The 25,867-nt window shown below is 62.8% G+C and carries 21 protein-coding genes; 12 read left to right on the top strand and 9 right to left on the bottom strand.

Going from position 1 to position 25,867, the window contains the following annotated elements; all coding sequences use genetic code 11:
* Positions 1-11 precede the first annotated feature (11 nt).
* Both HUTA_RS01600 and HUTA_RS01595 read right to left on the bottom strand, forming a co-directional pair.
* Entirely contained in the window at positions 12-2,288 is a 2,277-nt protein-coding gene (locus tag HUTA_RS01600) for a response regulator (RefSeq protein ID WP_012795394.1), read from the bottom strand.
* 74 nt (positions 2,289-2,362) lie between these two features.
* A complete protein-coding gene (locus HUTA_RS01595; protein WP_012795393.1) occupies positions 2,363-2,884 on the bottom strand; it encodes an archaemetzincin family Zn-dependent metalloprotease in 522 nt (173 codons plus the stop codon).
* A gap of 104 nt (positions 2,885-2,988) precedes the next feature.
* On the opposite strand from HUTA_RS01595, the gene HUTA_RS01590 reads away from it, so the two are divergent.
* Positions 2,989-3,888, top strand: a complete 900-nt coding sequence (locus HUTA_RS01590; protein ID WP_012795392.1) for a TIGR01548 family HAD-type hydrolase — start codon at positions 2,989-2,991, stop codon at positions 3,886-3,888.
* 24 nt (positions 3,889-3,912) lie between these two features.
* The gene (npdG, locus tag HUTA_RS01585) at positions 3,913-4,581 is read left to right on the top strand and encodes an NADPH-dependent F420 reductase (protein WP_012795391.1); all 669 of its coding nucleotides are present in this window, start codon (positions 3,913-3,915) and stop codon (positions 4,579-4,581) included.
* A 22-nt stretch (positions 4,582-4,603) separates the two neighbouring features.
* On the opposite strand, the gene HUTA_RS01580 is transcribed toward npdG, so the two are convergent.
* Positions 4,604-4,870 (bottom strand): thioredoxin family protein, encoded by a 267-nt coding sequence (locus tag HUTA_RS01580; RefSeq protein WP_012795390.1) that lies wholly within the window; start codon positions 4,868-4,870, stop codon positions 4,604-4,606.
* Positions 4,871-4,982: 112 nt separating this feature from the next.
* On the opposite strand from HUTA_RS01580, the gene HUTA_RS01575 reads away from it, so the two are divergent.
* The 3 genes from HUTA_RS01575 to HUTA_RS01565 all read left to right on the top strand — a co-directional run bounded on the left by HUTA_RS01575 (position 4,983) and on the right by HUTA_RS01565 (position 8,176).
* Positions 4,983-5,141 carry a preprotein translocase subunit Sec61beta gene (locus HUTA_RS01575; protein WP_012795389.1) on the top strand — a complete coding sequence of 53 codons (159 nt, stop codon included), beginning with the start codon at positions 4,983-4,985 and terminating at the stop codon, positions 5,139-5,141.
* 178 nt (positions 5,142-5,319) lie between these two features.
* Positions 5,320-6,711 (top strand): DUF402 domain-containing protein, encoded by a 1,392-nt coding sequence (locus HUTA_RS01570; RefSeq protein ID WP_012795388.1) that lies wholly within the window; start codon positions 5,320-5,322, stop codon positions 6,709-6,711.
* 115 nt (positions 6,712-6,826) lie between these two features.
* A complete protein-coding gene (locus HUTA_RS01565; protein ID WP_012795387.1) occupies positions 6,827-8,176 on the top strand; it encodes a hypothetical protein in 1,350 nt (449 codons plus the stop codon).
* Between the two features lie 7 nt (positions 8,177-8,183).
* Here HUTA_RS01565 and HUTA_RS01560 read toward each other — a convergent pair whose 3' ends face one another.
* Positions 8,184-8,891 (bottom strand): TIGR00266 family protein, encoded by a 708-nt coding sequence (locus HUTA_RS01560; RefSeq protein WP_012795386.1) that lies wholly within the window; start codon positions 8,889-8,891, stop codon positions 8,184-8,186.
* Between the two features lie 79 nt (positions 8,892-8,970).
* Between HUTA_RS01560 and HUTA_RS01555 the strand changes: the two genes are divergently transcribed.
* The gene (locus HUTA_RS01555; RefSeq protein WP_012795385.1) at positions 8,971-9,708 is read left to right on the top strand and encodes an SDR family NAD(P)-dependent oxidoreductase; all 738 of its coding nucleotides are present in this window, start codon (positions 8,971-8,973) and stop codon (positions 9,706-9,708) included.
* Between the two features lie 23 nt (positions 9,709-9,731).
* On the opposite strand, the gene brz is transcribed toward HUTA_RS01555, so the two are convergent.
* Positions 9,732-9,914 (bottom strand): transcriptional regulator Brz, encoded by a 183-nt coding sequence (gene brz, locus HUTA_RS01550; RefSeq protein WP_012795384.1) that lies wholly within the window; start codon positions 9,912-9,914, stop codon positions 9,732-9,734.
* A gap of 130 nt (positions 9,915-10,044) precedes the next feature.
* Here brz and HUTA_RS01545 point away from each other — a divergent pair, with 130 nt between their 5' ends.
* The 4 genes from HUTA_RS01545 (at position 10,045) to HUTA_RS01530 (ending at position 15,765) form a co-directional block, all read left to right on the top strand.
* The gene (locus HUTA_RS01545) at positions 10,045-11,121 is read left to right on the top strand and encodes a Brp/Blh family beta-carotene 15,15'-dioxygenase (protein WP_012795383.1); all 1,077 of its coding nucleotides are present in this window, start codon (positions 10,045-10,047) and stop codon (positions 11,119-11,121) included.
* Positions 11,118-12,698, top strand: coding sequence for a phytoene desaturase family protein (locus tag HUTA_RS01540; protein WP_012795382.1), 1,581 nt, complete (start codon positions 11,118-11,120; stop codon positions 12,696-12,698). Before HUTA_RS01545 ends, HUTA_RS01540 begins: the two co-directional genes overlap by 4 nt.
* A 73-nt stretch (positions 12,699-12,771) precedes the next feature.
* Positions 12,772-14,814 carry a bacterio-opsin activator domain-containing protein gene (locus HUTA_RS01535; protein ID WP_012795381.1) on the top strand — a complete coding sequence of 681 codons (2,043 nt, stop codon included), beginning with the start codon at positions 12,772-12,774 and terminating at the stop codon, positions 14,812-14,814.
* A 192-nt stretch (positions 14,815-15,006) separates the two neighbouring features.
* On the top strand, positions 15,007-15,765 hold the full coding sequence (locus HUTA_RS01530; protein ID WP_012795380.1) for a lycopene cyclase domain-containing protein: 759 nt from the start codon (positions 15,007-15,009) through the stop codon (positions 15,763-15,765).
* A gap of 93 nt (positions 15,766-15,858) precedes the next feature.
* Here HUTA_RS01530 and HUTA_RS01525 read toward each other — a convergent pair whose 3' ends face one another.
* Positions 15,859-16,614 (bottom strand): bacteriorhodopsin, encoded by a 756-nt coding sequence (locus tag HUTA_RS01525; RefSeq protein WP_012795379.1) that lies wholly within the window; start codon positions 16,612-16,614, stop codon positions 15,859-15,861.
* Positions 16,615-16,744: 130 nt separating this feature from the next.
* Here HUTA_RS01525 and uvrA point away from each other — a divergent pair, with 130 nt between their 5' ends.
* Complete coding sequence (gene uvrA / locus HUTA_RS01520) at positions 16,745-19,711, top strand: excinuclease ABC subunit UvrA (protein ID WP_012795378.1); 2,967 nt, start codon at positions 16,745-16,747, stop codon at positions 19,709-19,711.
* A gap of 103 nt (positions 19,712-19,814) precedes the next feature.
* Entirely contained in the window at positions 19,815-21,557 is a 1,743-nt protein-coding gene (locus tag HUTA_RS01515) for a sensor histidine kinase (protein WP_012795377.1), read from the top strand.
* Between the two features lie 132 nt (positions 21,558-21,689).
* On the opposite strand, the gene HUTA_RS01510 is transcribed toward HUTA_RS01515, so the two are convergent.
* From HUTA_RS01510 to dnaK, 3 genes are all read right to left on the bottom strand, one after another.
* Positions 21,690-22,724 carry a PhoU domain-containing protein gene (locus HUTA_RS01510; RefSeq protein ID WP_012795376.1) on the bottom strand — a complete coding sequence of 345 codons (1,035 nt, stop codon included), beginning with the start codon at positions 22,722-22,724 and terminating at the stop codon, positions 21,690-21,692.
* 120 nt (positions 22,725-22,844) lie between these two features.
* Positions 22,845-23,648 carry an aldo/keto reductase gene (locus HUTA_RS01505; RefSeq protein WP_012795375.1) on the bottom strand — a complete coding sequence of 268 codons (804 nt, stop codon included), beginning with the start codon at positions 23,646-23,648 and terminating at the stop codon, positions 22,845-22,847.
* 213 nt (positions 23,649-23,861) lie between these two features.
* Entirely contained in the window at positions 23,862-25,796 is a 1,935-nt protein-coding gene (gene dnaK, locus HUTA_RS01500; RefSeq protein ID WP_012795374.1) for a molecular chaperone DnaK, read from the bottom strand.
* Positions 25,797-25,867: the final 71 nt, after the last annotated feature.

Raw genomic sequence — 25,867 nt, 5'->3', positions numbered from 1 at the left:
GCCGTCGAAAGCTACGGTTCGATCTCGACGTCAGTGAACTCGAACCGTGCCCCACCACGATCGCTTTCAGTCACCGTCACGTCCCAGCCGTGAGCATCAGCCACCTGTGAGACGATACTGAGGCCGAATCCGGTCCCCGCATCCCTGGTCGAGTAGCCCACATCGAAGACACGCTCACGGTCCGCAACCGGAATGCCCGGCCCGTCGTCGGCCACACAAAACCCGCAGTCTGTGGTTTCGATCCGGACGCACACTGTCTCCCCGCCGTGAGAGACCGCGTTACGGAACAGGTTTTCGAGCAGTTGTCGGAGCCGATTCTCGTCGCCGCAGATCCGTCCGTCGGCCTCGTTTTCGAGCGTCGCGTCGGCTGTCCTGACAGTTGTCCAACACCGATCGACAAGCGTCGCGAAATCGAGCCACTCCGGCTCGGCGATGGTCGCTCCGTTTTGAGCTAGCACCAGCAGATCGTCGATCAACGTCTCCATGCGTTCGTGGGCCCGTTCGACCGCATCTAGATGACTGTGGTCACAATCTTCGATAGCCAGTTGACAGCGTGTTCGTGCCACTTCGAGCGGGTTTCGCAAGTCGTGGCTCACGACCCGTCCGAACTCCGCAAGCCGTTCGTTCTGGCGTTTGAGCGTCCGTTCGCCGGTCAAGCGGTCGAGGACAGTCGCCGCGTTGTCTGCGAGGACCGTCGCAAGCATTCGGTCCACCCGACCGAACGCACCCTGTTCAGTGTTTCCAATCGACAGTGTTCCGTGATCGCCGATCGGGACATATAGCGCTGAGCGGTGTGGGCCATTGTCGACGCCTCGATCGCACGCCTCGAAGTCTTCGACGAGGCGGGATTCGCCAGTCCGATACACGTCTCCCGGGAAGCCTTCGCCGATCGCATACGAGGGGCGATCGCCGAGTTCCGCCCTGGCGTCGCTGGTCACGGCGACCGGTCGGAGGACGTCACCCTCACGGAACCGAACCACGTTACTCGGGTGGTCGAGGATCGAACTCACCGAGTCAGCCACGAGTGTCCCAACCGTTTCCCGATCGTCAGCCCGGATGAGATCTCTGGTGGCATCGTGGAGGCCTTCGAGGCGGTCGACGACGGTGCTCAACTCAGCGTTGCGTTTCGTGTGCTCGGACACGTCTCGATAGACCCAGAGATGCCCCATCCCGTCCGGAAAGTCGACTGTTTGATAGTGCTGTTCGACAGTGCGACCATCACCCAGATCGAGTTGCCGATCTGTGTTCGACTCAGGGGCGGTGGGCGACTCGTCGAGCTGATGGAGCGATCGGCTAGATTCTACGAGTCGGTCACGCATCTTGGCGCTGAGGTGCGCACTGTCTGTCCCGACGATGGCTGACGGTGACTCGTCGACGTCAAACAGGTCAAGCAGTCGCTGGTTGACTGAAAGCACCTGTCGGGATTCGTGCTCGGCCAGCACGCCGACCGGAAGCGTATCGAACAGCGTCGAAAGCAGGACGTCTGTCTCTTCGTGTTCCCGTTCGCGATCGACCCGTTCGGTACGATCGACGGCGATCCCGAGAACGGCTCGCGTGTCCGTGTCCGCCAGGTCGTGTGGGAACAGGCGCGGTTCGAAGACGTGAGTCTTCTCCTTGGGGGACGTGATTTCGACATCGGGCACACGTTTTGACGTGTTCGACTCCAGCACGTCCGTGAGATCGGCCCGAAACTGCTCGGCGGCTTGGTCCCCGAGAATCTCGCTGACAGTCGCCCCTTCGATCGCTTCGACTGTCGTCTCGTGGAAGTCAGCCAATGCCTGATTGGCGAGTAAATACGTCCCGTCCTCAGCAACGATATACACCAGGTGGGGCATGGCATCGATGACTTCGCGCAGTCGCGTTTGGCTGCGCGCGAGCAGTCGCCGTGATCGGGTCTGTTCGACGGCATTTTTGATTCGGTTCGCCAGCACAGTGTACTGGTCCGAGCCAGTGGTCTTCTGGAGGTAATCGGTGACGCCGGATGAGATGGCATCGCTTGCGATATCTTCCGAACCTCGCCCGGTGAACAGAATGAACGGGAGATCGGGGTGGGATTCACGCACCGTTTCGAGAAACTCGATCCCGTTTGCACCGGGCATCTCGTAATCAGAAACGACACAATCGAAGGCTCCGTCCCCAAGACGGTCAAGTCCTGCAGTCGCGCTCGGTGCCGTCTCGACGGTGAAATAAGGCTGCTCCCGTTCGAGAAAGGTCGCGGTCAGTTCCAGAAAGTCGCGCTCGTCGTCCACACAGAGGATCCGGATAGTATCGGAGACAGAACGGTCCATCACCGTCTAGAGTACAAAGACAGTGACAATAATAGTTTGGCCGGTGAACCGCTGTTCAACGATCGGCGCGGAGATCAGAGGATGCGACGTTGACAGCTCCCACAGAGGGTCTGTTCTTTGACGTCGACCTGGCGAACCTTGGGGGAGAAGTTCATGACACAGCGCTTGTTATCACAGTGTTCGAGCCCGAGCGTGTGGCCGATCTCGTGGACGACTTCCTTGCGGACGCGTTCGGCGAACACCTCGGTGTTGGACTTGTTCGAGATCCCGCCGTCGGAGGTCATCTGCAGTCGATGCGTCGAGATGACGCTGCCGTTGCCGTCGAGGTAGGCGAGGCCGAAGACGTAGTTGCGGCGGCGGTAGAACAGGTCCCGGTCGGTGATCGCGATGTTTTTCTCGCCAGTCCCCTCTCGCTTGGCGAGGTCGATGAATTCCTCTGCGCGGTACTGGTCGCGATCAGGATCGAAGGATCCAGCTGGGATCGACTGGGTGTCGTTGACGGTGACGTCACAGTCGTAGACTGATCGCAGACCGGCAGAGGCCTCACGTTTGACCATCGCGGGGAGATCACCGACCGGCACGATGTCGACGTGCATACAACCCCGTATGCACGGGGGGCGCTTAAATACCTCGCCGATGGGACGGCGACCGTCGACAGTCGGAAACTGCTTTAATCCCGAGCCTCTGTGCGCACATACCCATGCAGTCAGACGCGGTCGTACTTGACGTGGACGGCGTGCTGGTGGACGTCGCCGACTCGTATCGGCGGGCCGTTGTCGACACTGTGGCGCGCATCCACGGCGAAACCATCTCACGATCCACGCTGCAGGCGTTCAAGGACGCGGGGGGGTTCAACAACGACTGGGAGTTGACTGACGCGCTCGCGTTGTACGTGCTCGCCCGGAGCGAAGGATTCGACCGTTGCGTCGAGGGATTTACTGATCGGATTGCCGCCTCCGGGGGCGGATTCTCCGGGGCGCGGTCCGTCGTCGACGACGAGATGGACGCCGCCGCGCGCGAACGAATCTATGCGGCACTCGATCGGGAACAGCTCCGTGAGGTGTTTCAGCAACTGTATCTTGGCAGCGACAAATATCGGGAGATCGAGGGGAGCGAACCGACGCTCTCGGAAGCCGGCTATATCCACGACGAGACCGTCCTGGTCGATCGGTCGACTCTCGAGACGCTGCTTGCGAACTTCGAGGTTGGTGTTCTGACTGGGCGACCAGCGGCGGAGGCCGACATCGCCATGGATCGCGTCGGATTGGACATTCCCGCGGACCACCGCTTTACCATGGACGACTGGGACGCGGGCAAGCCGGACCCTGACGCACTCGTGACGCTAGCCGAACGCTTCGATGCCGACACCGTCACTTTCGCCGGTGATACGCTGGATGACGTTCGCACCGCCGTCAACGCTGCTGACACCGATTCTGACCGGACCTATCACGGTATCGGCGTCCTGACCGGTGGACTCACAAGCGAATCGGGCCGGGAGAAGTTCGAGCAAGCAGGGGCCGACGCCGTCGTCGAGTCGGTCAACGACCTGCCGGAACTCCTCGAAGGGGGCGAAAACCGTGCGGGATCGCAGGGGGCTTAACGGTCGCGCCCGGAAATCTCGGACATGCGAGTGGCTATCCTCGGTGGGACGGGTGACATCGGCGAAGGCCTGGCGCTCCGGTGGGCCTATCACACGTCTCACGACATCGTCATCGGATCACGCGATCCACAGCGTGCACGTTCAAAAGCTGAGGAGTACGAGACCGAACTGTCGAGTCGCGGCGCGGAAACGACCATCGCAGCGGCGGCGAACGCCGAGGCGGCAGCCGGGGCCGATGTCGTCGTCGCTGCCGTCCCGGCTTATCACCTCGCGGATACGATCGAGCAGGTCGAGGAGGGCCTCGACGGTGAGACAGTGCTCGTCAGTCCGGCCGTCGGGATGCAACGCGACGAGAGTGGCATGCATTACAACCGACCTGGGGCCGGCAGCGTCACGGCGCTGGCTGCGGATGCAGCACCCGACGACGTGGCAGTCGTCGGCGCGTTCCACAATCTCGCGGCTGATGAGCTTGCAAACCTCGACATCGACCTGTCACTTGACGCTATTCTGGTCGGCGACGACGAAGACGCCGTCGACCGCGTCGAACTCCTCGCAGACGGGATCGACGGGATCCGCGCGCTACGAGCAGGTTCGATCGACAATGCCGCGGAAGTCGAATCGCTGACGCCGCTTTTGATCAATCTGGCGATGCATAACGACGAACTCCACGACGTCGGCGTCCGCTTCGAGTGAGAGCCGGGACTGCCGGCTACAATCAGGCTGCGGCTTCTTCCAGGGCGTCCTCGATGTCGCCGCCCTGGGTGACGCCGATGAACCGTTCGACGACGCCGTCGTCGTTCTCGATGATCAGGGTTGGCAACGACCGGACCTGATACTCGTTGGCGATATCCTGTTTTTCCTCGACGTCGATGCGCTCGAAGTCGACCTCCGGCCAGTCGTCCTCTAGATCCTCCAGAATAGGCTCCTGTGTCTTACACGGCCCACACCAGTCGGCATGAAAGTCCATCAGGGTGACGGTCATGATATCCACTGTACGTTGCCGAGGCGGCGAAATAAGCGTTTTCACTGCGGCGGTTTAACGATGTGAGCCCGAGGCCGAAAGGCTTAGGCACGCTGATGACTCACGTCTGGGTATGAGTAGTAGCGATAGCGGCGGGCTGATGTCGAGTGCCGGTCTCGTCAGGTATTTCGACGCCGAGGACCGCAACGCGATCCGGATCGATCCCAAGACGATCGTGGCGTTCGGCGCGCTCTTTGGCGTCCTGGTACTCGTCTTGAACCTGGTCGCCTGACTGGCGCGCACTCACGTACCGCGACGTTTTCAAACCGGACCGTCCTGTTCTCCCGCATGGATCAGCATCGTCCGCGACTCGATAGTTCGGGACGAGCCGTTCGCAAGCGGCGAGTATCGGCTCTGGAGTGGGTGCAAGCCCACAACCATCATTTATCGAGTGGAGGGTATTCGATACCATGACCGATGGTGAGTCGATCGGCGTGCAGGTTCGGGGTATCTACGCCACAGCGATAACGCAGCGGCTGGTTCGGGCGGACGACGTCGATGTCGTCCAGGCCTCGACACCGATCCAACGACGTTTCGAGACCACGTTCGCCGAGGAACCAGCCAGCGTGACGATCGAAACTGACGAGCAACGACTGGGTGTTTCGATCGTCGGAACGCAAGCCGGTGTCGAACGGGTGCGTGATGCCCTCGACGTGGCTATCGACACGCTGTGCTGGAGGGATCCGACGCCGCAGGGGGCGATCTTCGACGGCGTCGTCACCGAGACACTGGGGAGCGGCGCTGTGGTCGATCTGGGTGATACCGAGGGCTTTCTCCCCTTCAACGCGACCAGCGCACACGTCGAAACCGACGACAGACTCCGTGTCCAGGTCGCCGAACCCGCGGCCCCCTGGAGCACGGACCGGCCGGAACTCGACACAACCGTGTCGGTCCGCGGTGATCTGGCCACGCTCGTCCGGGAAGCGTCGACCGAAGCCGCGGGGCCGGACCTCCTTGACGTGCTCTCGGTGGACGTCCCCGACGGCTGGCGGGTCTCATGGGGGCGGGACGCCGACGACGCCGACTTCGCGGTCCTGGAGGCCGAACTCGAACCGCTGATCGACCGGGCCGCCGACATCGACGACGCATTCTCAGCCCACGACGAGACCACGACAACCGGTCGGATCGTCGACGGTCGCGGAACGCAGTGGGTGCTCTTTGGCCGTGAATCCCGCTTCGCTCTCGACGAGGATCGCCGGGAAGTGACGCCGACGATGCCGGGCCACCACCGGATCAAGGCGGGCGACGAACGCGCGAGCGCCGCCGTCGACTTCGTCGAGGACCTCGCGCCGGACCTCGACGGTGAGTTCCCGTTCGACGTCGTGACGCGGCAGTTCGGGCCACAGGCGGGAGACCGGGTCGCCATCGCCCACGGCAAGCCCGACGGGCGGACGGTCAGCCTCGGCCGCGGCGACGTGACCGAACGCGACCCGGACGGCACCATCCGCGTCGAGCGCGAGATGTCACCCGGCGGGACCTACGACGCGCTGGGCACAAAGCGCCGGGGTGGCGACGTCGCCGTCACGAAGTTCACCGAGGGCAAGTGGTGGTATCCGACCGTCTACCGGGGCGAGGACGGCGACAAGCGCGGGACCTACGTCAACGTCTGTACGCCCGTGGAGGTGTTCCCGAACGAAATCCGGTACGTCGATCTCCACGTCGACGTGGTCAAGCACACTGACGGGACGGTCGAGCGGGTCGACGACGACGAACTCGACGCGGCGGTCGCGGCCGGCGACGTTCCCGAGGCACTCGCCGAGAAAGCCCGCAAAGTGGCGAGCGCCGTCGAGAACGCGCTGTGACTGACAGCGCGCTCTGCTCCCGGCTACACGCGACCTGTGGGGTCGCATCAACCGGCGGTCACACCCCTGACGGTTTCCACCAACCGTTATCTATTTGTGATTTGTATCATCGGCCATGGATATCAGCCGCCGCGGGGCCCTCAAACTAGCCGGGATCGGCGGTATCACGGCCATTAGCGGGTGTTCGAACGTCGTCGCACCGGGTGTTCGGTCCTGGTCACGGGGGGCGACACTGACGCCCGGTGGCGGGACGGATCGAGTTGGGTTCGCGGAATCGATCGGGTCGTCCGGTGACGGATCGACAGTGGTCGTCGGTGCGCGGCGGTCCGAACCGCGGAAGACCGACGATCCGACGGCGGCGTTCGTCTTCGAGCGGGCGGATGGCTCGTGGTCCCTGAGGACACTACCGGTCCCCGACGACGGCGACCCGGCCGGCAGTTATTGCGTCGACGTCTCCCGCGACGGATCGACGGTTCTCGTGGGCACCCATGGCGTCGAAACGATGAGCGACCGGGTGCGTGGAACCGCATATGTTTTCGAGCGTCACGATGGATCGTGGTCCCGCACCGCGGAGGTACGGCCCGAGAACGTCAACCGATCCGAACGCTTCGGGGCTAGCGTGGCGCTCGCGGCGGACGGACGTACTGCCGTCATCGGAGCCCCACTCGAATACCCGGGTTCGGCGTACGTCTACGAGCGATCGAACGGTGAGTGGCGCGGGTCGGCGGAGCTGACGGCCGAAGACAGCCACCGCTTCGGGCACGCCACGGCCGTATCGAGCGACGGAGCGACGATCATCGTCGGTGCGCCATATACCACTACCACTTCCGAGGGGATCACCGGATCGGCGACAGTCGCTGGCAAGTCCGGTCGCCCGGAGATCTTCGAACCGTTCTGTGACGTGGGGTGCGACCGGCATCCGGGTGCAGCGTATGTCTTCGAACGCTCCGATGAAACGTGGTCCCGGACGGCACGATTCGTTCCACAGCCCGGGCGGTCGAACAATCTGGGGGCCGCCGTCGCGCTGACCGACGACGGCTCGCTCGCGCTCGTTGGAGCACCCGGCGAGCGCGTGATGATCCACCGGGGCGGATCGGAGACACTATTCTGGGGGTCCGTCTACGTCTTCGAGCGCAGCGGGGGTTCGTGGACGCCACGGCCGAAGCTCGTGGCTGGGAATTCCGTGCCGTATCGGGACTTCGGACGATCGATCGCGGTCTCGGCGGCCGGGTCGAGTGCCATCGTGGGTATCACGACGCCGGAAGGTTCGACCGACACGTCCCCGGATTCGGCGTCCGTGTTTGCCCATTCCGAGGGTGTCTGGGCACGGCAGACAACACTTTCGCCGGCAGCCAAGAGCGGGCAGCCTCTGGATCACACCGTGGCACTGGCGGGAGACGGCGAAACGGCCGTCCTCAACCGGCACGGGAAGAATCACCGCGGATCGATCGCCGTCTTCGAGTGAGCGCCGATCAGAAGTTGATACTGAACCCCTCGTCGTGATCCCCGCCGTCGCCAGCGGGCAGGTTCGGGATCAGCCACGACAGGAACGCGTCGGTACTTCTGGTCTGGAGCCAGACCGACCCCTCGCCGCTGAACTCACAGACGAGGCCCTCGCCGCTGAACAGCGTCGACTTGAGCCCGCCGACTTTCTTGACGTCAAAGTTAGTCGTGCCTTCGAAGGCCACGATGTGGCCGGTGTCGACCGTGTAGGTCTCGCCGGGGTCGAGGTCGACCCGTTCGATCGCGCCGTAACTCGAGAGAAACGTGCGACCCGTGCCGGAGAGTTCGAGCAGGAACAGGCCCTCGCCGCCGAAGAAGGTTCGCCCGCCGCCGAACTTCGTGTCGATGTCGATCCCCGACTCGGCGGCCAGGAACGACCCCGACTGGACGAGCAGGCGTTCGTCCGCGAGTTCCTTGCCGATCACGTCGCCCGGCAGGGGTGGGGCGAGCGTGACGTGGCCCGGCCGGTCGGCGCTGAAGGTGTTCATGAAGAATGACTCGCCGCCGAAGGCCGTGCGTTTCAGCGAGTCGACGATGCCGCCCTGGGCTTTCGTGTCGATCGTGATCCCGTCGGTGTGGCTGACCATCGCGCCGGCTTCCGCCTGTAACTCTTCGCTCTGGTTGAGGTCGACCGAGAGCAACGCGTAGGAGGGTCTGTGTTCGATGTCGTACTCCATGAAGGGGGCGTCTCCCGGCCCGTCAATAAATCTACCCCGCTGTCCTGACCATTTTGTGGTCGGCCCCCGTAACCGGAATATGCTCTCGCCGACCCTCGACGGTCAGACCGCGCTCGTGACCGGCAGCGCCCGCGGCGTCGGGCGCGAGGTGCTGCTCGCGCTCGCCGACTGCGGGGCGGACGTGGCCGTCCAGTATCGAACCAGCCCCGAGGAAGCCGAGGTAGTCGCCGAGGCCGCTCGCGAGGCGGGCGTCGAAGCACTGACCGTCCAGGCGGACGTGACTGACCCGGACAGCGTCGACGGGCTGTTCGACGCGGTCGAAGAGAGACTGGGAAGCGTCGACGTCCTGGTCAACAACGTCGGTGCGTTCGCACCGGATCGATGGGACGAACTAGACTATGCCACCTGGCAGACCGTGATGGAGACCAATCTCGACGCGACGTATCTGTGTTCGAAACGCGCGCTGCCGGGAATGCGAAAGGCGGGCGACGGCCGGATCGTCAACGTCGGCTACGCTTCGAGTGAGAAGGGGCTGGTCAGCCCGAAGAATTTCCCGTATTTCGTGGCGAAGGCGGGCGTGTTGATGTTCACGCGGATGCTCGCGGCCGATACCAGCGAGGATGGGATCACCGTCAACGCGGTCTCGCCGTACGTCGTCGAGAACTCGGCGGAGTTCCCTGAGGAACTCCCGCGTGGTCGTCCCGCTCACTTCGAGGATCTGCTCCAGGCCGTGCTGTTCTTTCTCGATCCTGACAGTGACTACATCTCGGGTGCGAACGTCGAGGTCTCGGGTGGATGGCTGCCCGAGCGTGTGTGAGCGAGTCGGTGAGGGACGCCCCCTCAAAAGCGGAACATGACGTAACACTCGTGGCCGTTCGAGCACGCGTTGGGCCGAACTTTCACGCGGTCGTCATCGGGCTCCTCGCGATCCTCCGTCGTGACGGACTGGACGGTCACATCCCGGGGCAACCCCATTTCGAATGTCGCCCCACACGCCGGACACGACAACTGTTCGATCCCCATTATCCCCCAGGTAGTCCCCCGGCGAAATAAATGGTCTGTCATCGCCGGCCATCGATCGTGGCTGGTCCCGGAAGGGGACCCAAACGAGTTGGGCGGGTACTTGAGGACTCTGCCGGGCGAACCCCGGCCCATGGCACAATCGACACGTCAATCGTCGGTCCTCCGTGGCTCCGTCTCGTGGCCGGGGAACCGACCGATCGTGGCGTCTCGCGTGGCGCTGGCGACGATCGCCATCGGATTCGTCGTGGGCCAGGCAGCGGGGGTCCGGCTCGGATTGACAACCCAAGCGGCCATCTATCTGTTCGGGATGGTCGCGCTGAACCTGCCCCACGGTGGGTACGAACACTTCAATAATATCCGCCAGCGTGGCCTCACCTTCCAGTGGCGCTACGTCGTCGAATATCTCGCGCTCGTCGCAGGATTCATCACCCTGTTCGCCCTCGCGCCGGTGGCCGGCCTCGCGCTTGCGATCCTCGTCGCGGTCCTCAAAGGCGGTTACGGCGGCCTCCACGTCATGGACGCCGAGACCGGGAGCGGTTACCTCCGGACGCCCATCCAGCGTCATCTCGCCGCACTGGTCCGTGGCGGTGTCGTCATGGCCGTTCCGATCGTTGCCTGGCCGGGGACCTTCGAGACGTTCAGCGCATACATGGTGAACATCTTCCAGCCCGGCGGGCTCGAACCGTTTACGCAGTACTTCAGCGTCACACGCCCACTGATCGGGATCACGTTCGCGACATTCGCCGTCGCCCACGTCGGGCTCGGATACGTTCGCCGGGACGGGACACGATCCTGGTTCGTCGACGCGGGGGAAACAGCGGTATTGATCGCCTTCTTCGCGGTCGTGCCCGTAGTCGTCGCCGTCGGGCTGTACTTCCCGCTTTGGTACTCCATGCGACAGGTCGGGCGACACGTCTCCATCGAGGACGACGTCCCGGAACAGGGCGGCGTCCTCACGCCGTTTCTCGAGAGTGACGACCCACGCGTGATCGCGCTGACTGCTTGGGGCGTGTTGATCGCCGGGTCGATCGCGACGGCCGCCGTCGTCGGGACGATCCTGTTCGTCGCGAGCGAGCCGCTCGGTGGCGCGCCGCTGTTACCGGGTTTGGTCGCCTTCTGGAGCATCTCGATCAGTATCATCGCACTCCCGCACGTGGTCGTCGGTTCATTTATGGACCGCGAGCGCGGCATCTGGTACGTGCCATGACAGGAAATGCAGCCGGGTCACTCGCCGGCCGGTCGGTCGACGTCATCGGTGGCGGGATCGGTGGACTCTCCGCCGCCGCCTTTCTCGCTGACGCCGGCGCGGACGTGACCGTCCTCGAAAAGCAGCCCCGCCTTGGGGGGGCCGCGAACCTGCTCGAAACCGATGGCTTCCGCTTCGACACTGGTCCCTCGTGGTATCTGATGCCCGACGTCTTCGAACGCTTTTTCGATCAGTTCGACCGCGTGCCCGAGGAGTATTACACACTGCAGAAACTCGACCCGCAGTACCGTGTGTTCTTCCGCGACAGTGAACCGGTCCCGGGTGCGGGCACGCCCTACGACGAGGATGTCGATGCACCCTGTGACTGGGTGACCGTCACCCCGGATCGCAACCAGATCAAGCGTATCTTCGCCGCCTACGAGGCGGGCGGCGGTGAGGCCTTCGAGGAGTACCTTGCGGAGGCCGAACACACCTACGACGTGGGGATGGAACACTTCGTCTACGAGGATCGATCCCGCTTTCGCGACCTGCTCGATCGGGACGTCGTCGCCGCCGGTCCGGGGCTGACGATGCTCGGATCGATGCAGGGCCACGTCGAAAACTACTTCGACAACCCGAAACTCCAGCAACTGCTGCAGTACACGCTGGTCTTTCTCGGCGGCTCCCCACACAACACGCCGGCGCTGTACAACCTGATGTCTCACGTCGATTACAACATGGGGGTCTACTACCCCGAGGGTGGGATGTACAGCCTCGTCGAGGGGCTGGCCGAACTCGGCGAGGAACTGGGCGTCACGTATCGAACCGACGTCGAGGTGACGGACATCCAGGAAACCATCACCGGACTCGCCCTGCAGACGACTGCGGGTCGCCGCCGTGCCGACCGGGTCGTCGCCAACGCACCGCCGGCTCACGTCGAGCGCGAGTTGCTCTCCCCCGGAAAGCGCGATCACGATCTCGACCACTGGGACGACCAGACCTACGCACCCTCGGCGCTGCTTTGGTACTTCGGCGTCGAAGGCGACGTGGGCCCGCTCGAACACCACTCGCTGGTGTTTCCCGACGACTGGGATCCACACTTCGCGTCGATCTTCGAGGAACCCGGCTGGCCGGACGATCCGGCATATTACCTTTCGGTCCCTTCGATCACTGACGACGGTGTCGCTCCCGAAGACCACCATGCAGTGGTCGTCCTCATTCCGATCGCGGCGGGGCTGGAAGACAGCGACGAGCGACGCCAGGAATACCGGGACTGGGTCCTCGATGACCTCGCCACGAACATCGGCGTCGACCTTCGGGACCGGATCGTCACGGCGGCATCGATGTGCGTCGACGATTTCACCGAGCGTCTGCACTACCCCGAGGGAACTGCCCTGGGGCTGGCACACACATTGTTCCAGACCGGGCCGATGCGTCCCTCACATCGGGCAAAGCAGGTCGACGGACTGTATTACGTCGGTGGGTTCACCTCGCCGGGGATCGGCGTGCCGATGACGATCATCAGTGGCGAACACGCCGCCGAAGCCGTCATCGAGGACGAGCGCGAGCGTGGGATCAAAGCGCGGTTCCTCGGTTGAGCTCCGCCGACCAGCCGGGTATCAGTCGATTCGAGCCCCAGCTTTACGGTAATCGTCTGCCAACACAGTGGCCATGAGCAGTTCAGGGGACGGTCGGCGAATACTCCGGGTTGGGGACGATCCAGGGGCGTCGCCGGTCTCGACGGACGGGCTCCGGGAGATGGCGGACAACGTCGTCGTCGAATCGTCGACCGACTTCCGTACGGCAGTCGAACGGGTCGAAGCCGACGAGGCAGACTGCGTTGTCGTGGACCACACCGAGTCGGGATTCGACGGACTGGCGCTCTTAGAGGCGATCCGTCAGGATCGACCGGGATTGCCGGTCGTCGTCATCCCGAGCGTTTCGACGGGGGCCATCGCTCGTCGGGCAGTGGCCGCCGATGCGACCGCCTATGTCCCCCAGACGAGTGATGACGCCCTCGGTCTCGTGGTCGAAGCCATCGACGACGCCGTCCCCGAACCTGATCGTAGGGACCGACAGGTACGGATGCCGATCAGCGACCGCACGGCGACCGAACAACAGCGCCTGAAAGAGCGTGCCCTCGATGAAGCCCCAGTCGGGATCACGATCGCGGACGCGACGGCACCCGACAAGCCGCTGATCTACGTCAACGACTCCTTCGTGGAGATGACGGGCTACGAGAAGGAGGACGCGATCGGGGTCAACTGTCGGTTCCTCCAGGGCGAAGGGACCGACGCCGAGACGACCCTGGAACTCCGGGAAGCCGTGATGGACGAGCAAGCGGCTGCAGTCGAGTTGCGGAACTACCGTGCCGATGGCTCGACCTTCTGGAACAACCTCGAGATTTCGCCGATCCGGGACGACGACGGAACGGTGACTAACTTCGTGGGGTTCCAGCAGGATATCACCGAGCGCAAGGAGGCGGAGGCGGCGATCAAACGTGAGCGGGAGACCTTACGGCGGCTGCTGGAGCGCGTCGAGGGGCTCGTCGGCGACGTGACTGAGATTCTGGTCAGGGCCGATTCGCGAGCGGATATCGACAGAATGACTGTCGAACGGGTCGGGGCCGGCGACGAATTCGATCGTGCGTGGATCGGGGAGTACGACCCGCCATCCGAGACGATCACGATCACCGAAGACAGCCACACGGACACCGAGTCCGTCACGCTCGATCTCACTGACGCGGCGGCCGGATCTGCCATCGACGTGGTCGCGACGGCCGTGGACCGGGGGGAGGTCCAACGGTTCGAGGACGCTGACCTGGAATCCCCCGTCGGTGGAGTGGACGGATCGACGGTTTCGGACGGGGACGGACTGACTGGTTCTGGAGTGGTGATCCCGCTGGTTTATCGAGAGACGACCTACGGGGTCCTCGTCGTCTACGACCGCGATCCGGACGCCTTCGACGAAACCGAACGGACGATACTCGCCGCTCTCGGTCGGGCGATCGGGTCAGCTGTCAACGCCGTCCTGAGCAAGCGGACCGTGACGACCGATGCCACCGTCGAAATCACGGTCTCGTTGCACGGGCCGGATCTCCTTTTGGCTACCCTCGCCGGGCGACTCGATGGTGCCCTCGCGTACCGTGGTGCGCAGGCGACCGACGACGGGCGGGTGCGGTTTCTGTTCCATATCGACGCGGACGACGAGGCCAGCCTCCGCGAGGCGGCCGAGCGGGACGAACGGGTTTCTGCCGTGACCGTCCTCTCACGGACGGACGACGATTGTGTGATCGAAATCACGACCGACGGGACGCCCTTCGTCAGGATCCTGTCCGGATACGGCGGCGACATCCAGGACATTTCCGTTGACGACGACGGGATCGAACTCGCCTTTCAAGTCGCGACCGAACAGAACGGTCGGGCGATCGTCGAGGAACACCGGTCGACCTACGAGACAGCGACGCTGGTCTCCTACACTGAATCCGACGACCCGGGCGAGACACCCCAGGCGTTTCGGAGTGCTGTCGAGTCCGAACTGACCGACCGGCAGTTGACTGCCCTCGAAAAAGCCTACGTGAGCGGGTTCTTCGAGTGGCCACGTGAGAGCGAGGGTGAGGAACTCGCCGACTCGATGGGAGTCGTTCCCTCAACGTATTACCAGCATCTCCGGGCGGCCGAAAAGAAACTCGTCCGGGCTTTTTTCGACTCCTGACCGGTAATCGATGGCACGGTAGCCGTTCGATCCGGTCGGTACCCCAACAGAATAGGTATCGACTTCAGCCGGCTGGCATACGTACAATGAGAGACTGCTCATGAGAATCGAGCCCCCGAACCTTCCAGGACCGGCTACTGCCCCCAGGAAGACAAGTACCGGTGTCGTCGGTCATCGGATGGGGCACTCGCGATGACACCGATCGCCTACCTTCCGTTCGTGATCGTCTTCGTGGTCGTCCCGGTCGCGATCCTGACGATACTGCTCGGGGTACGCCGGCGCTTTCAGCCGTTCCAGGTTTCCGGGACCGTCCTGCTCGCGGGTGTCGCGCTGGTCTATACGTTCCCGTGGGACGGTCAGTTGATCCGACTTGGCATCTGGGACTACGGCTCGACGCTGGTCGGCCGCCTCGGTGTCGTCCCCTACGAGGAGTTGCTGTTCATCGTCGCCCAGACGGTACTGACTGGCTTGTGGACCACGCTCATCGATACGCCCGACGGGAGCGGATCTGTCTCCTGGAGACCGCGGGTCGTCGGCGTTCTTGCCGGTGGAGCGATCGGTGTCGCCGGACTTGCCCTGCTCTCGATCCCGGCCGGGACGTATCTGGGCGCGATCCTGGTGTGGGCAGCACCGGTTCTCGCCCTCCAGTGGGGGTTCGGCTGGCCAGTCCTGCTCCGACGACGTCGAACCGTTGCCATCGCGCTCGCAGTTCCGACCGTCTACCTCTGGGTCGTCGATCGGCTGGCGATCGAAATCGGTTTGTGGACGTTCTCGGCGACCCAAACAACGGGGTTCGCGATTCTGGGGCTTCCAATCGAGGAGGCGCTGTTTTTCCTCGTCACAAACGCCTTTCTCGTTCAGGGGCTGGTCCTGCTCGGCTGGGTCGTGGAACGCGACGCGATCTCGACCGTGACGGACGTACTCGACACGACCGTCGAGCGTGCGGAGTGAGTGATCGCTCGCGGACGAAGTTGCGTGACTTCTCGGCGACTGCAACCTTGAAAAAAGTTCGAAATTCGACTTGGACTTCCGGCACTGTACAGCTCAGCTTGCCGACGGAGCGCCCTCGTCGAGGACGTCGTGGCTTCGCAGCAGGATGATCCCGAAGATCACCTTCGCGGTGACGTCAAGCACGGCGAAACCGGCGGTCTCCGGGCCGATCCCGATAGCGCCGAGTCCTTCGGTGCCGATGATCCACCAGACCGGGTAGACCAGCCAGAGGACTGCGATCATGTTGCGCAGAAGTTTGAACGTACGCTGTGTGTCAGCCGACAGCTCGTTGGCTTTTGCCGTCAGCGTCGAGAACAGGAAGTACAGCAACACCAGGAGGAAGCCGGTGGAGACGCCCCACCAGAGGATGCGAGCGCCCTCGACTTCCAGCCCGGCCCCGCCGGTGAACGTCAGCGTCGCGACGACGCCGGTGAGGATCATCAACACGTCGAGTCCAACAAGTGTACTGATCGTGTTGCGGTCAGCACCGGCGAGCAACGCGATGTCGTACAACAACAGCGGCGTCGTCAGGATCCAGTCGGTGTATCGCGGCCAGTAGATCTCCTCGGGGACACCGCTGCCGAACTCCGTGCCGAGGATGTTTTCGATGACTTCGATCGGCAGCTTACCGAAGCCTGTTGCCATCGCCAGGTAGTTGACGAAGGCGATCGCCGCGATGAACGTCGTCACGACGTAGAATTTCTTTCGCCGGGAATCCCGTACGTTCCATCCTGTCGCGATGAAGTACAGCATTCCCAGGAACATTCCTGCCGTGCCTGCCCACAGCGAAATGGTGGTTAGGTCTGTCATGCCACATAAGGAATTGTCCTGGGATTGATATAATGGTCGTACCCAATTCATTTGGTACAACCAGTGGCAATTCAGCGAAGGTCGCACGTACCGACAGGGTTTCACTGGTCCAACCCGTGGACTATACCGAATGAGCAAGGACGTCATCGAGGTCCGCGGGGCCGAACAGCACAACCTCAAGGACGTCGACTGTACGATTCCACGCGAGGAACTGACGGTCGTCACCGGTCTCTCGGGATCGGGCAAATCATCTCTCGCTTTCGAGACGATCTATGCTGAAGGCCAGCGCCGATACATCGAATCGCTGTCGGCCTACGCGCGGAACTTCCTCGGGCAGATGGACAAGCCACAGGTCGAATCGGTCGAAGGGCTCTCGCCCGCGATCTCGATCGACCAGAAGAACGCCGCCAACAACCCCCGTTCGACGGTCGGGACGGTCACGGAACTCCATGACTACCTCCGCCTGCTGTACGCCCGCGTCGGCACACCACACTGTCCCGAGTGTGGGCGCGAGGTCGGCGAGCAAAGCGCCGAGAACATGGTTTCACGGATCCTGGAGCTTCCGGAGGGCACGAAACTCAAGATCGCCGCGCCGATCGTTCGCGATCAGAAGGGGGCCTTCGAGGATCGCTTCGACGACCTCGTCGGTGAGGGGTACAGCCGTGTCGAGGTCGACGGCGAGGAACACGATCTGACGCTGGATCGGCCCGATCTCGACGAGAACTACGATCACACGATCGACGTGATCGTCGACCGCGTGACGGTCGCCCCTGACGCTCGCTCGCGGATCACCGACTCCGTCGAGACGGCGCTGACGGCGGCCGACGGGATTCTCAAAGTGATCGTGCCCGACCCGCCCGAAGACGCGGAACTGGGCGGTGCGACCGCTCGTTCCACGGGCGATCTGGCCGAGGACGAGAGCCACGACACCGCTGCCGACCGACTCGTCGTCGAGTTCTCCGAAGACCTGGCGTGCACTCACTGTGGGATCGACATCAGCGAGACCGAGACCCGCTCGTTCTCGTTCAATTCGCCACACGGTGCTTGTCCGGCGTGTGAAGGGCTGGGTGAGACCAAGGAGGTCAGCGAGGACCTCGTTATCACCGACCCATCGAAACCGCTCAAGCACGTTTTCGAACCCTGGAGCTACAACCGGACGTACTACTCACGACAGCTCGACAACGTCGCCGAGCACTTCGGCGTCAGTCTGGAGACACCGTTCGAGGAGCTGCCGGAATCGATCCAGCGGCAGTTTCTCTATGGGACCGACGACGTCGTCCACTTCCAGTGGCAGACCAAGAACGGCACCCGCGAGAAGACCGAGCGCTTCGAGGGCGTGATCCCGAACCTCGAACGCCGCCACGTCGAGACTGATTCCGATCGTGCCCGCGAGCACATCGAGGAGTTCATGGCCACGACGACGTGCCCGAACTGCGAGGGCACGCGACTGAAGGCCGAATCCAGAGCGGTGCTCGTCGACGGCACGTCGATCACCGACGTCAACGAACTGTCGATCGGCGACGCCCTCGAACACTTCGAGGGTATGGAAGACGGGATGAGCGAGCGAGACGCCATGATCGCCACGGAGATCTTAAAGGAGATCCGGGCCCGGCTCGGATTCATGCAGGAGGTCGGCCTGGAGTACCTCACTCTCGATCGGGAAGCCTCGACGCTTTCCGGCGGCGAGAGCCAACGTATCCGGCTCGCGACCCAGATCGGGTCTGGACTTGTCGGCGTGCTGTACGTCCTCGACGAACCCTCGATCGGGCTTCACCAGCGGGACAACGACCGCCTGCTGAACACGCTGGAAGAACTGCGCGATCTGGGCAACACGCTGCTGGTCGTCGAGCACGACACCGAAACGATGCGACGGGCGGACAACATCGTCGACATGGGTCCCGGACCGGGCAATCGCGGCGGCGAAATCGTCGTCAACGGTCCCGTCGAGGACGTGCTGGACAGCGAGGAGTCGATCACTGGCGACTATCTGGCCGGTGAGCGGTCGATCCCGGTGCCCGACGAGCGTCGTGACCCCGATGGCACACTGACGATCCAGGGTGCGCGCCAGCACAACCTGGCGGACCTCGACGTTGACATCCCACTTGGGACGTTCACGGCGATCACCGGCGTCTCGGGATCGGGGAAGTCGACACTCATGCACGATGTCCTTTATAAGGGACTCGCCCGCGAGATGAACGACAACACGAGCGTGAATCCCGGCGAACACGACGCGATCGAGGGCATCGAGGGGATCGAGACCGTCCGGCTGATCGACCAGTCGCCGATCGGACGCACCCCGCGATCGAATCCGGCCACGTATACGGACGTCTTTGATCACATTCGGGAACTGTTCGCCGAGACCAAACTCGCCACTCAGCGCGGCTACAAAAAGGGCCGGTTTTCCTTCAACGTCAAAGGCGGCCGGTGTGAGGCCTGTGGCGGACAGGGAACCGTCACCATCGACATGAACTTCCTCAGCAACGTCGAAGTGCCCTGCGAGGAGTGTGGCGGCGACCGCTACAACGCCGAGACGCTGGACGTCACCTACAAGGGCAAGACGATCGCGGATGTCCTGGAGATGACCGTCGCGGAGGCCCACGAGTTCTTCGAGAGTCACCCGGGGATTCGTCGTCGACTCGAATTACTCAGAGACGTCGGGCTGGGCTACATGAAACTCGGTCAGCCATCGACGACGCTGTCGGGTGGGGAGGCACAGCGCGTGAAACTCGCCGAGGAACTCGGCAAGAAGGATTCCGGCGAGACGCTGTATCTCCTCGACGAACCGACGACCGGACTCCACCCAGCGGACGAGCGCAAGTTGATCGACGTACTCCACCGACTCACGGACGACGGGAACACGGTCGTCGTGATCGAACACGAACTCGACCTCGTGAAGAACGCGGACCGGATCATCGACCTCGGTCCCGAGGGTGGCGAGAACGGCGGGGCGGTCGTCGCGACCGGGACGCCGGAAACAGTGGCACGGACGGAGGGCTCCTACACCGGTCGGTACCTGCGTGATCTGTTGCCCGGAATCGACCTTGAGGGGCCACGGGCCGATCGGGAGCTCGCGTCGCCCCCGGCTGCCGACGACTGACCCGCCAGTAGCAAGCCGTTTCCGCTACGTCCAATCGCACCTGGTTCTCATTTCTGAGAACAGATGGGCAGCGATTAATACCGGACTTTGGCAACTAGACGATATGGCGCTGGTCTGGGCAACGTACGTCCTCGTTCTCGTTGTCACGGTCCCAGTCCAGGTCTCGCTGGCATATTGGGTTTTCGCGCATCACGACGACGTTCGCGGTTCGCGGTGGTTTGCCTTCTCACTGTTTCTCGGATTCGTCTGGGCAATATTTCAATTTGTGATGTTCGTCGTCGCCGATCCGGAGATACAGTGGATCGTCCGGACGTTCGCCGAGAAAACCGCAATGGGTTCGTTCATGGCGTGGATCGTGTTCGCGTCACTGTATTCGGGCAGCGACTTTCATCGCCACTGGTTAGCCAGGGCCGGGTTGGGCTATCTCATCATCAACGCCCTGACCCCATCGTTCGTCAGTCCCTTCTCGGAGTTGTTCTACGAACAGCGGGTTGTCATCGCTGAGCCGTTTCAGTACGTGACCGTCGAACCAGGACTCGTGTATCTCTCGGCTCTCCTGGTTATAGTTGTCCTTGGCGGGGCGGGGATGACTGCACTGGTGCGGTATCTCCTCTCTACACCCAGAGACAGCGGGTATCCACTCGTGTTGCTCGTTCTCGGTGCGCTCTCGATACCGCTGTTCACGATCAGCGGGAAACTCGGTCTCTTCCCAGCGACACAGCTCAACCACTCGACGTACGGATTGTTACCGTTCAGTCTCTTCATGACGTTTGCACTGTTCCGATTTCGGCTGTTCGACATCCAGCCAGTCGCTCGGAACGCAGTCGTCGAGGAGCTGCAGGATCCCGTGTTTGTCCTCGAGGCCGATCGGTGCCTGGTTGATTATAATCAGGCAGCGAAACGTCTGGTTCCGGCCGTCGAGAGCGGCGTTGGCCAGCCATTCGACGCCGTCTTTCCGGCACTCGGTGAGTCATTAGTTTTTCCTGAACACGAGGCGGAAACGACGACCGAAATTTCGATGACGACAAACGACAGGACGCGTCATTATTCGGTGAACGTCTCACAGGTCGGCGGACAGAGCCAGGCACACGCGAACTGGTACTCGGTGGTGCTTCGGGACGTGACTGAACTGGAACGCTCCCGAAGTCAACTCCAGGCCCAGAACGAACGCCTCGATCAGGTTGCAAGCACGATCTCTCACGATCTTCGAAACCCGATTCAGGTGGCTCTCGGCAATACTGAACGGATCCGGACGTGTCTCGGACCCAGCGAGATCGAATCCGGGGACCGTCACACGGTGCTTGACGCGGTCGATACCACGCAAGCCTCACTTGAGCGGATGGAGGATATCCTCTCTGACCTGCTGACCATCGCCCGCGAGGGCAAAACTATCGAGGACGCCGAGTCACTCTCGCTTGCAGCCGTCGCCAGCGACGCCTGGCAAACCGTCGATACGAGATCCGCATCGTTGACGGTCGCCGAAGACACCACGGTACAGGCAGACCGGAGCAAACTTCGCTCCATCCTCGAGAACCTCTTTCGGAACAGTGTCGAACACGGGCCCGACGATGTGACGGTCACGATCGGATCGATCGACGGCGGGTTCTTCGTTGCTGATGACGGTCCAGGGATCGATCAATCAGCGACCGACAAGATCTTCGAATACGGGTATACGACAAGCGACGAGGGGACCGGTCTTGGGCTCTCTATCGTCCGAACGATGGCCGAATCCCATGGCTGGTCGGTTCACGCGGAACCAGGCGACACCGGTGGGGTCCGGTTTGTGTTTGCAAGTGTTTCCAGCACTCGGGCCGATCGAATCGCCAGCGAGCCTCATTCGCAGTGAGTCATGTTCCTGAGGGGGTCCCCGACGTCAAAGGCCACCTTTGACTCTGATGCACCACCAGTGCCAGCGGAATCCGAATCTGCTTCCGTGAGGGTGATCGATGGCCGGGTCCTCATCGCCTGTTCAGCTCCATCACTCGAGGGTGATGTGCTCGGATTCCTCGTTGAGTGCGAGGTTCGTCGCGATCTCGGCGTTGCGAACCGAATACTGCGCCGTGTCCTGAAGGCCGACCAGGACTTCCCGGACGGCAAGCAGCTTTTCGTTGGGCATCTCTTCGAGTCCGTCGAGGAGATCCGCCCCCATCTCGTCGATCTCGCGAAACTTCGATCGGACCTCGATGGCAGCGGGATAGTCTCGATCAACGGCGGCCTTGACCGCTTGTTCGGAGATTTTGTCGACCTGTTCGACCATGTCGCGAATCCGATCCATCGTTCCCGCGTCGACGTCGAGGCTGTGCCCGTCAGCTTCGAGTGCGATGTCGGCGATGTCTTCGGCGTTATCGGCGGCGAGTTCGAGATTCTTCGCGACCGACCGATAGCCGATCAGCGGGAAGGCATCGTCGAGACCGATCCCGCGGGCGACGTTCGGGTTCTGGTGGGCAGTGAAGATGAGCCGGAGGAGCAACACGAAGATCTTGTTGGCCTGTCGTTCCCGGTTCAGGGCCCGTTGAGCCAGATCCGGGTTGCCGTGGGCGAGTGCCCGGATCGCCTCGTTTCGCATCGTGCTGCCCGTGCTCTCTAACCGTTCGAGGAGGTTGTGCAACGAGAAGTCGCCGGGATCGACCGAACACCGGACGGTGATTCGTTCGGGCGTCTCTTCGATCACGCCCAGCCCCATCAACTGGGTTTCGGCGTTATACACAGCGTTGATATGGGCGCTGTCGAGTGTCGCCCCCTCGTCGGCTTCGACGTGGATGACCTGCCGCCCGAGGACGTACTGGGCGACGATCGCCCGCTCGACGGCATCAGCGTCGAGATCGGCGACGTAGATCGTCGCCTCTGTATCGCCTGACTGGACGGACTCGGGCAGTACAGTCAACGTCCCCTTGTCCCCGATCCGGATGGAGATCTCGTCACCCTTTTCGACATCTGTCTCCGTCGTCCACTCCGCCGGCAGCGTCATCGCGAGCGTCGAGGGTCCGAGTTGCTGGACCTTTCTCGTATCCATATGTGTCCTAGGATCGGTCGTCACCTTAAGTTTATGAATATGCTAACGACGATACGAGCCACCCCCAAACCGGTCCAAATCTCGGGATTGTTCGGCGCGCGTCACAGACGATCAGGACCGCTACTGGTGCCAGGGAGCGGCCTGGTAGTCGATGTGGCGCGTTTCGCGGTCGATATCGTCGATCGTTGCGATGTCTTCGTCGTCGAGTTCCAGTTCGAGGCTCTCGAAGTTGTCCCGGATGTGGGCCTCGCTGGTCGCTTTCGGGATCGGATAGGCTCCCTTCTCCCGCACCCAGGCCAGGCTGACCTGGGCCTCGCTGACGCCGTGTTTCTCGGCGATCTCGGTAAGCTCCGGAACATCGAAGACATCACCCCGGGAGAGTGGCGAGTATGCGACGAGATGATAGTCGTGTTCGTCGGCGTGTGCCAGGAGTGCTTCCTGCTGGAGTAGCGGATGCATCTCGACCTGATTGGCGAACAGCGGCGCATCGAGGACGGCAAGCGCACGCTCGACCGTGGATGGCTCGAAGTTCGAGACGCCGATCCGCTCGGTGACGCCCGCCTCGCGGAGTTCCTCGAACGCCGAGAGGGTCTCCTCGGGGTCATAATCGCCGGTCGGCCAGTGGACGTACAGTAAATCGACGGACTCGACGCCGAGCCGATCGAGGCTGTTGTGGACTGTCTCGATCACGCCTTCATGGGAGAGACTGGTGGACTCGCCGTGGACTTTCGTCGCCAGGAAGATTTCGTCCCGAGGAACGTCTGCCTTCGCCAACCCGTCGCCGACTGCGTCCTCGTTACCGTAGATCTCCGCCGTGTCGATATGTCGATACCCCATTTCGAGGGCCGTCGCAACGCTGTCGGCACACTGGTCGGGGTCCTCGTTCTGCCAGGTTCCGAGTCCGATTTCCGGGAGATCCGTCATGGATAATCTTTCGAGACCGGAACGTATGGAGGTTACTATTTGCGGTGAGAAATCACGTCACAATTCGTAGCGTTGCCGAACTGTCGTCTCGGCTAACCGACTTTTCGGTCGTTACTCGTCTTCGTCGTCGATCGAAGTCCTCGCTCTGCTCGAACTTCGAGACACCGCGAATCGGAGATTCGCGAGCCCAAGACGAAGACGACTCGACTCGTGTTACTCGTCTTCGTCGTCTTCGTCTTGGACCTCTTCGAAGTCGGCGTCGACATACTCCTCGCCAGCTTCGTCGCCAGCGCCGCCCGGCCCACCGGCGGGGCCACCCGCGCCTGCGGGACCAGCGCCGCCCATGCCGCCCATGCCACCGGCACCTGCACCGGCCGCACCAGCGCCTGCAGCACCTTCCGCGCCAGCCTGGTCGTACATCTGTTTGCCGATCTCCTGGAGGGATTCGGTGAGCGCCTCGACCGCTTGCTCGTAATCCTCCTTGGTCGCATCGTCGTCGTCGAGGGTTTCCTGGACCGCTTCGATCTCGGATTCGATGTCCTCACGGAGGTCATCGTCGACAGCATCCTCGTTCTCCTCCAGCAGCGTCTCGGCGCGCTGGATGGCGCTCTCGGCCTCGTTGCGGGCCTCGATGCGCTCGCGGCGCTGCTGGTCCTCTTCGGCGTGTTCCTCGGCTTCCTCCTGCATCTCCTCGATCTCCTCGTCGCTCAGGCCGACGCCACCCTCGATGGTGATCTCCTCGGAGTTGCCCGAGCCCTGGTCCTCGGCTGAGACGTTGACGATGCCGTTCTCGTCGATCGAGAAGGTGACCTCGATCTGGGGCGTCCCGGCCGGAGCCGGCGGGATGCCCTGCAGCATGAAGGCTCCAAGCAGTTCGTTCTCCTCGGCGATCTCGCGTTCGCCCTGGAAGACGCGGATCTGGACCGAGGTCTGGTTGGCCGCGGCGGTGGTGAAGATCTTCGACTCCTCGGTCGGGATCGTCGTGTTCTTCTCGATCAGACGCTCGAAGAGGCCGCCCTTGACCTCGACACCGAGGCTGAGGGGCGTCACGTCGAGCAGGACGATGTCGTCGACGTCGCCCGAGAGGACCCCGCCCTGGATCGCCGCGCCCAGCGCGACGGCCTCATCGGGGTTGACGTTCTTCTTCGGTTCCTGGCCGGTGAGTTCCTCGACCTTCTCCTGAACCTGGGGCATGCGGGTCGATCCGCCCACAAGCAGCACCTCGTCGATATCCGACTTCGAGTAGTCGGCGTCCTCAAGAGCCTGCTCGGTCGGCTCGACGGTGCGTTCGATCAGGTCACTCGTCAGGCTCTCGAACTTCGCGCGGGTGATGTCCGTCTCCAGGTGGACCGGACCGTCGTCAGTAGAGGTGATAAATGGCAGGTTAATCTCGGTCTCTTTCCGGGAGGAGAGTTCGACCTTGGCTTCCTCGGCGGCGTCCTTCAACCGCTGGAGGGCCTGGCGGTCCTCCCGGAGGTCGATGCCGTGCTCCTCGGCGAAGTCCTCGGCCAGCCAGTCGATGATCGCCCGGTCCCAGTCGTCGCCACCGAGGTCGTTGTCACCGTTGGTCGCGACGACTTCGTAGACGCCGCCACCGAGGTCGAGAATCGAGACGTCGAACGTCCCGCCACCCAGGTCGTAGACGAGCACCGTCTGGTCGGACTCGTCGTCGAGCCCGTAGGCCATCGAGGCCGCTGTCGGCTCGTTGACGATGCGGTCGACTTCGAAGCCGGCGATCTCGCCGGCGTCCTTCGTGGCCTGGCGCTGGCGGTCGTTGAAGTACGCCGGGACGGTGATGACGGCCTTCTCGATCTCGTCACCGAGGTACTCCTCGGCGTCGCGTTTGATCTTCTGGAGGATCATCGCCGAGACCTGCTCGGGCGTGTACTCCTCACCGTCCAGGGAAACGGTGTAGTCTTCCTCGCCCATGTGACGCTTGATCGACTGAATCGTCTCATCAGGGTTCTTGACGGCCTGGTTCTTCGCCGGCTTGCCGACGAGTTGCTCGCCGTCGTCGAACGCCACGACCGAGGGCGTCGTCCGATCGCCTTCGCTGTTGACGATGATCTCCGGGTCGCCACCCTCCATCACTGCGAACGCTGAGTTGGTCGTTCCCAGGTCGATTCCGAGAATCTTGTTGCTCGCCATGTTGTCCGTACGTACCGGCTTCTGCCGGTTAAACATTACTAGATAGCGCGAACAAAGGGCTGAGAGGGGGC

The organism is Halorhabdus utahensis DSM 12940, assembly GCF_000023945.1.
GTDB classification, from domain to species: domain Archaea; phylum Halobacteriota; class Halobacteria; order Halobacteriales; family Haloarculaceae; genus Halorhabdus; species Halorhabdus utahensis.
The sequence above is the reverse complement of the archived record's forward strand: the minus strand, read 5'-3'. Positions and strand labels throughout refer to the sequence as shown.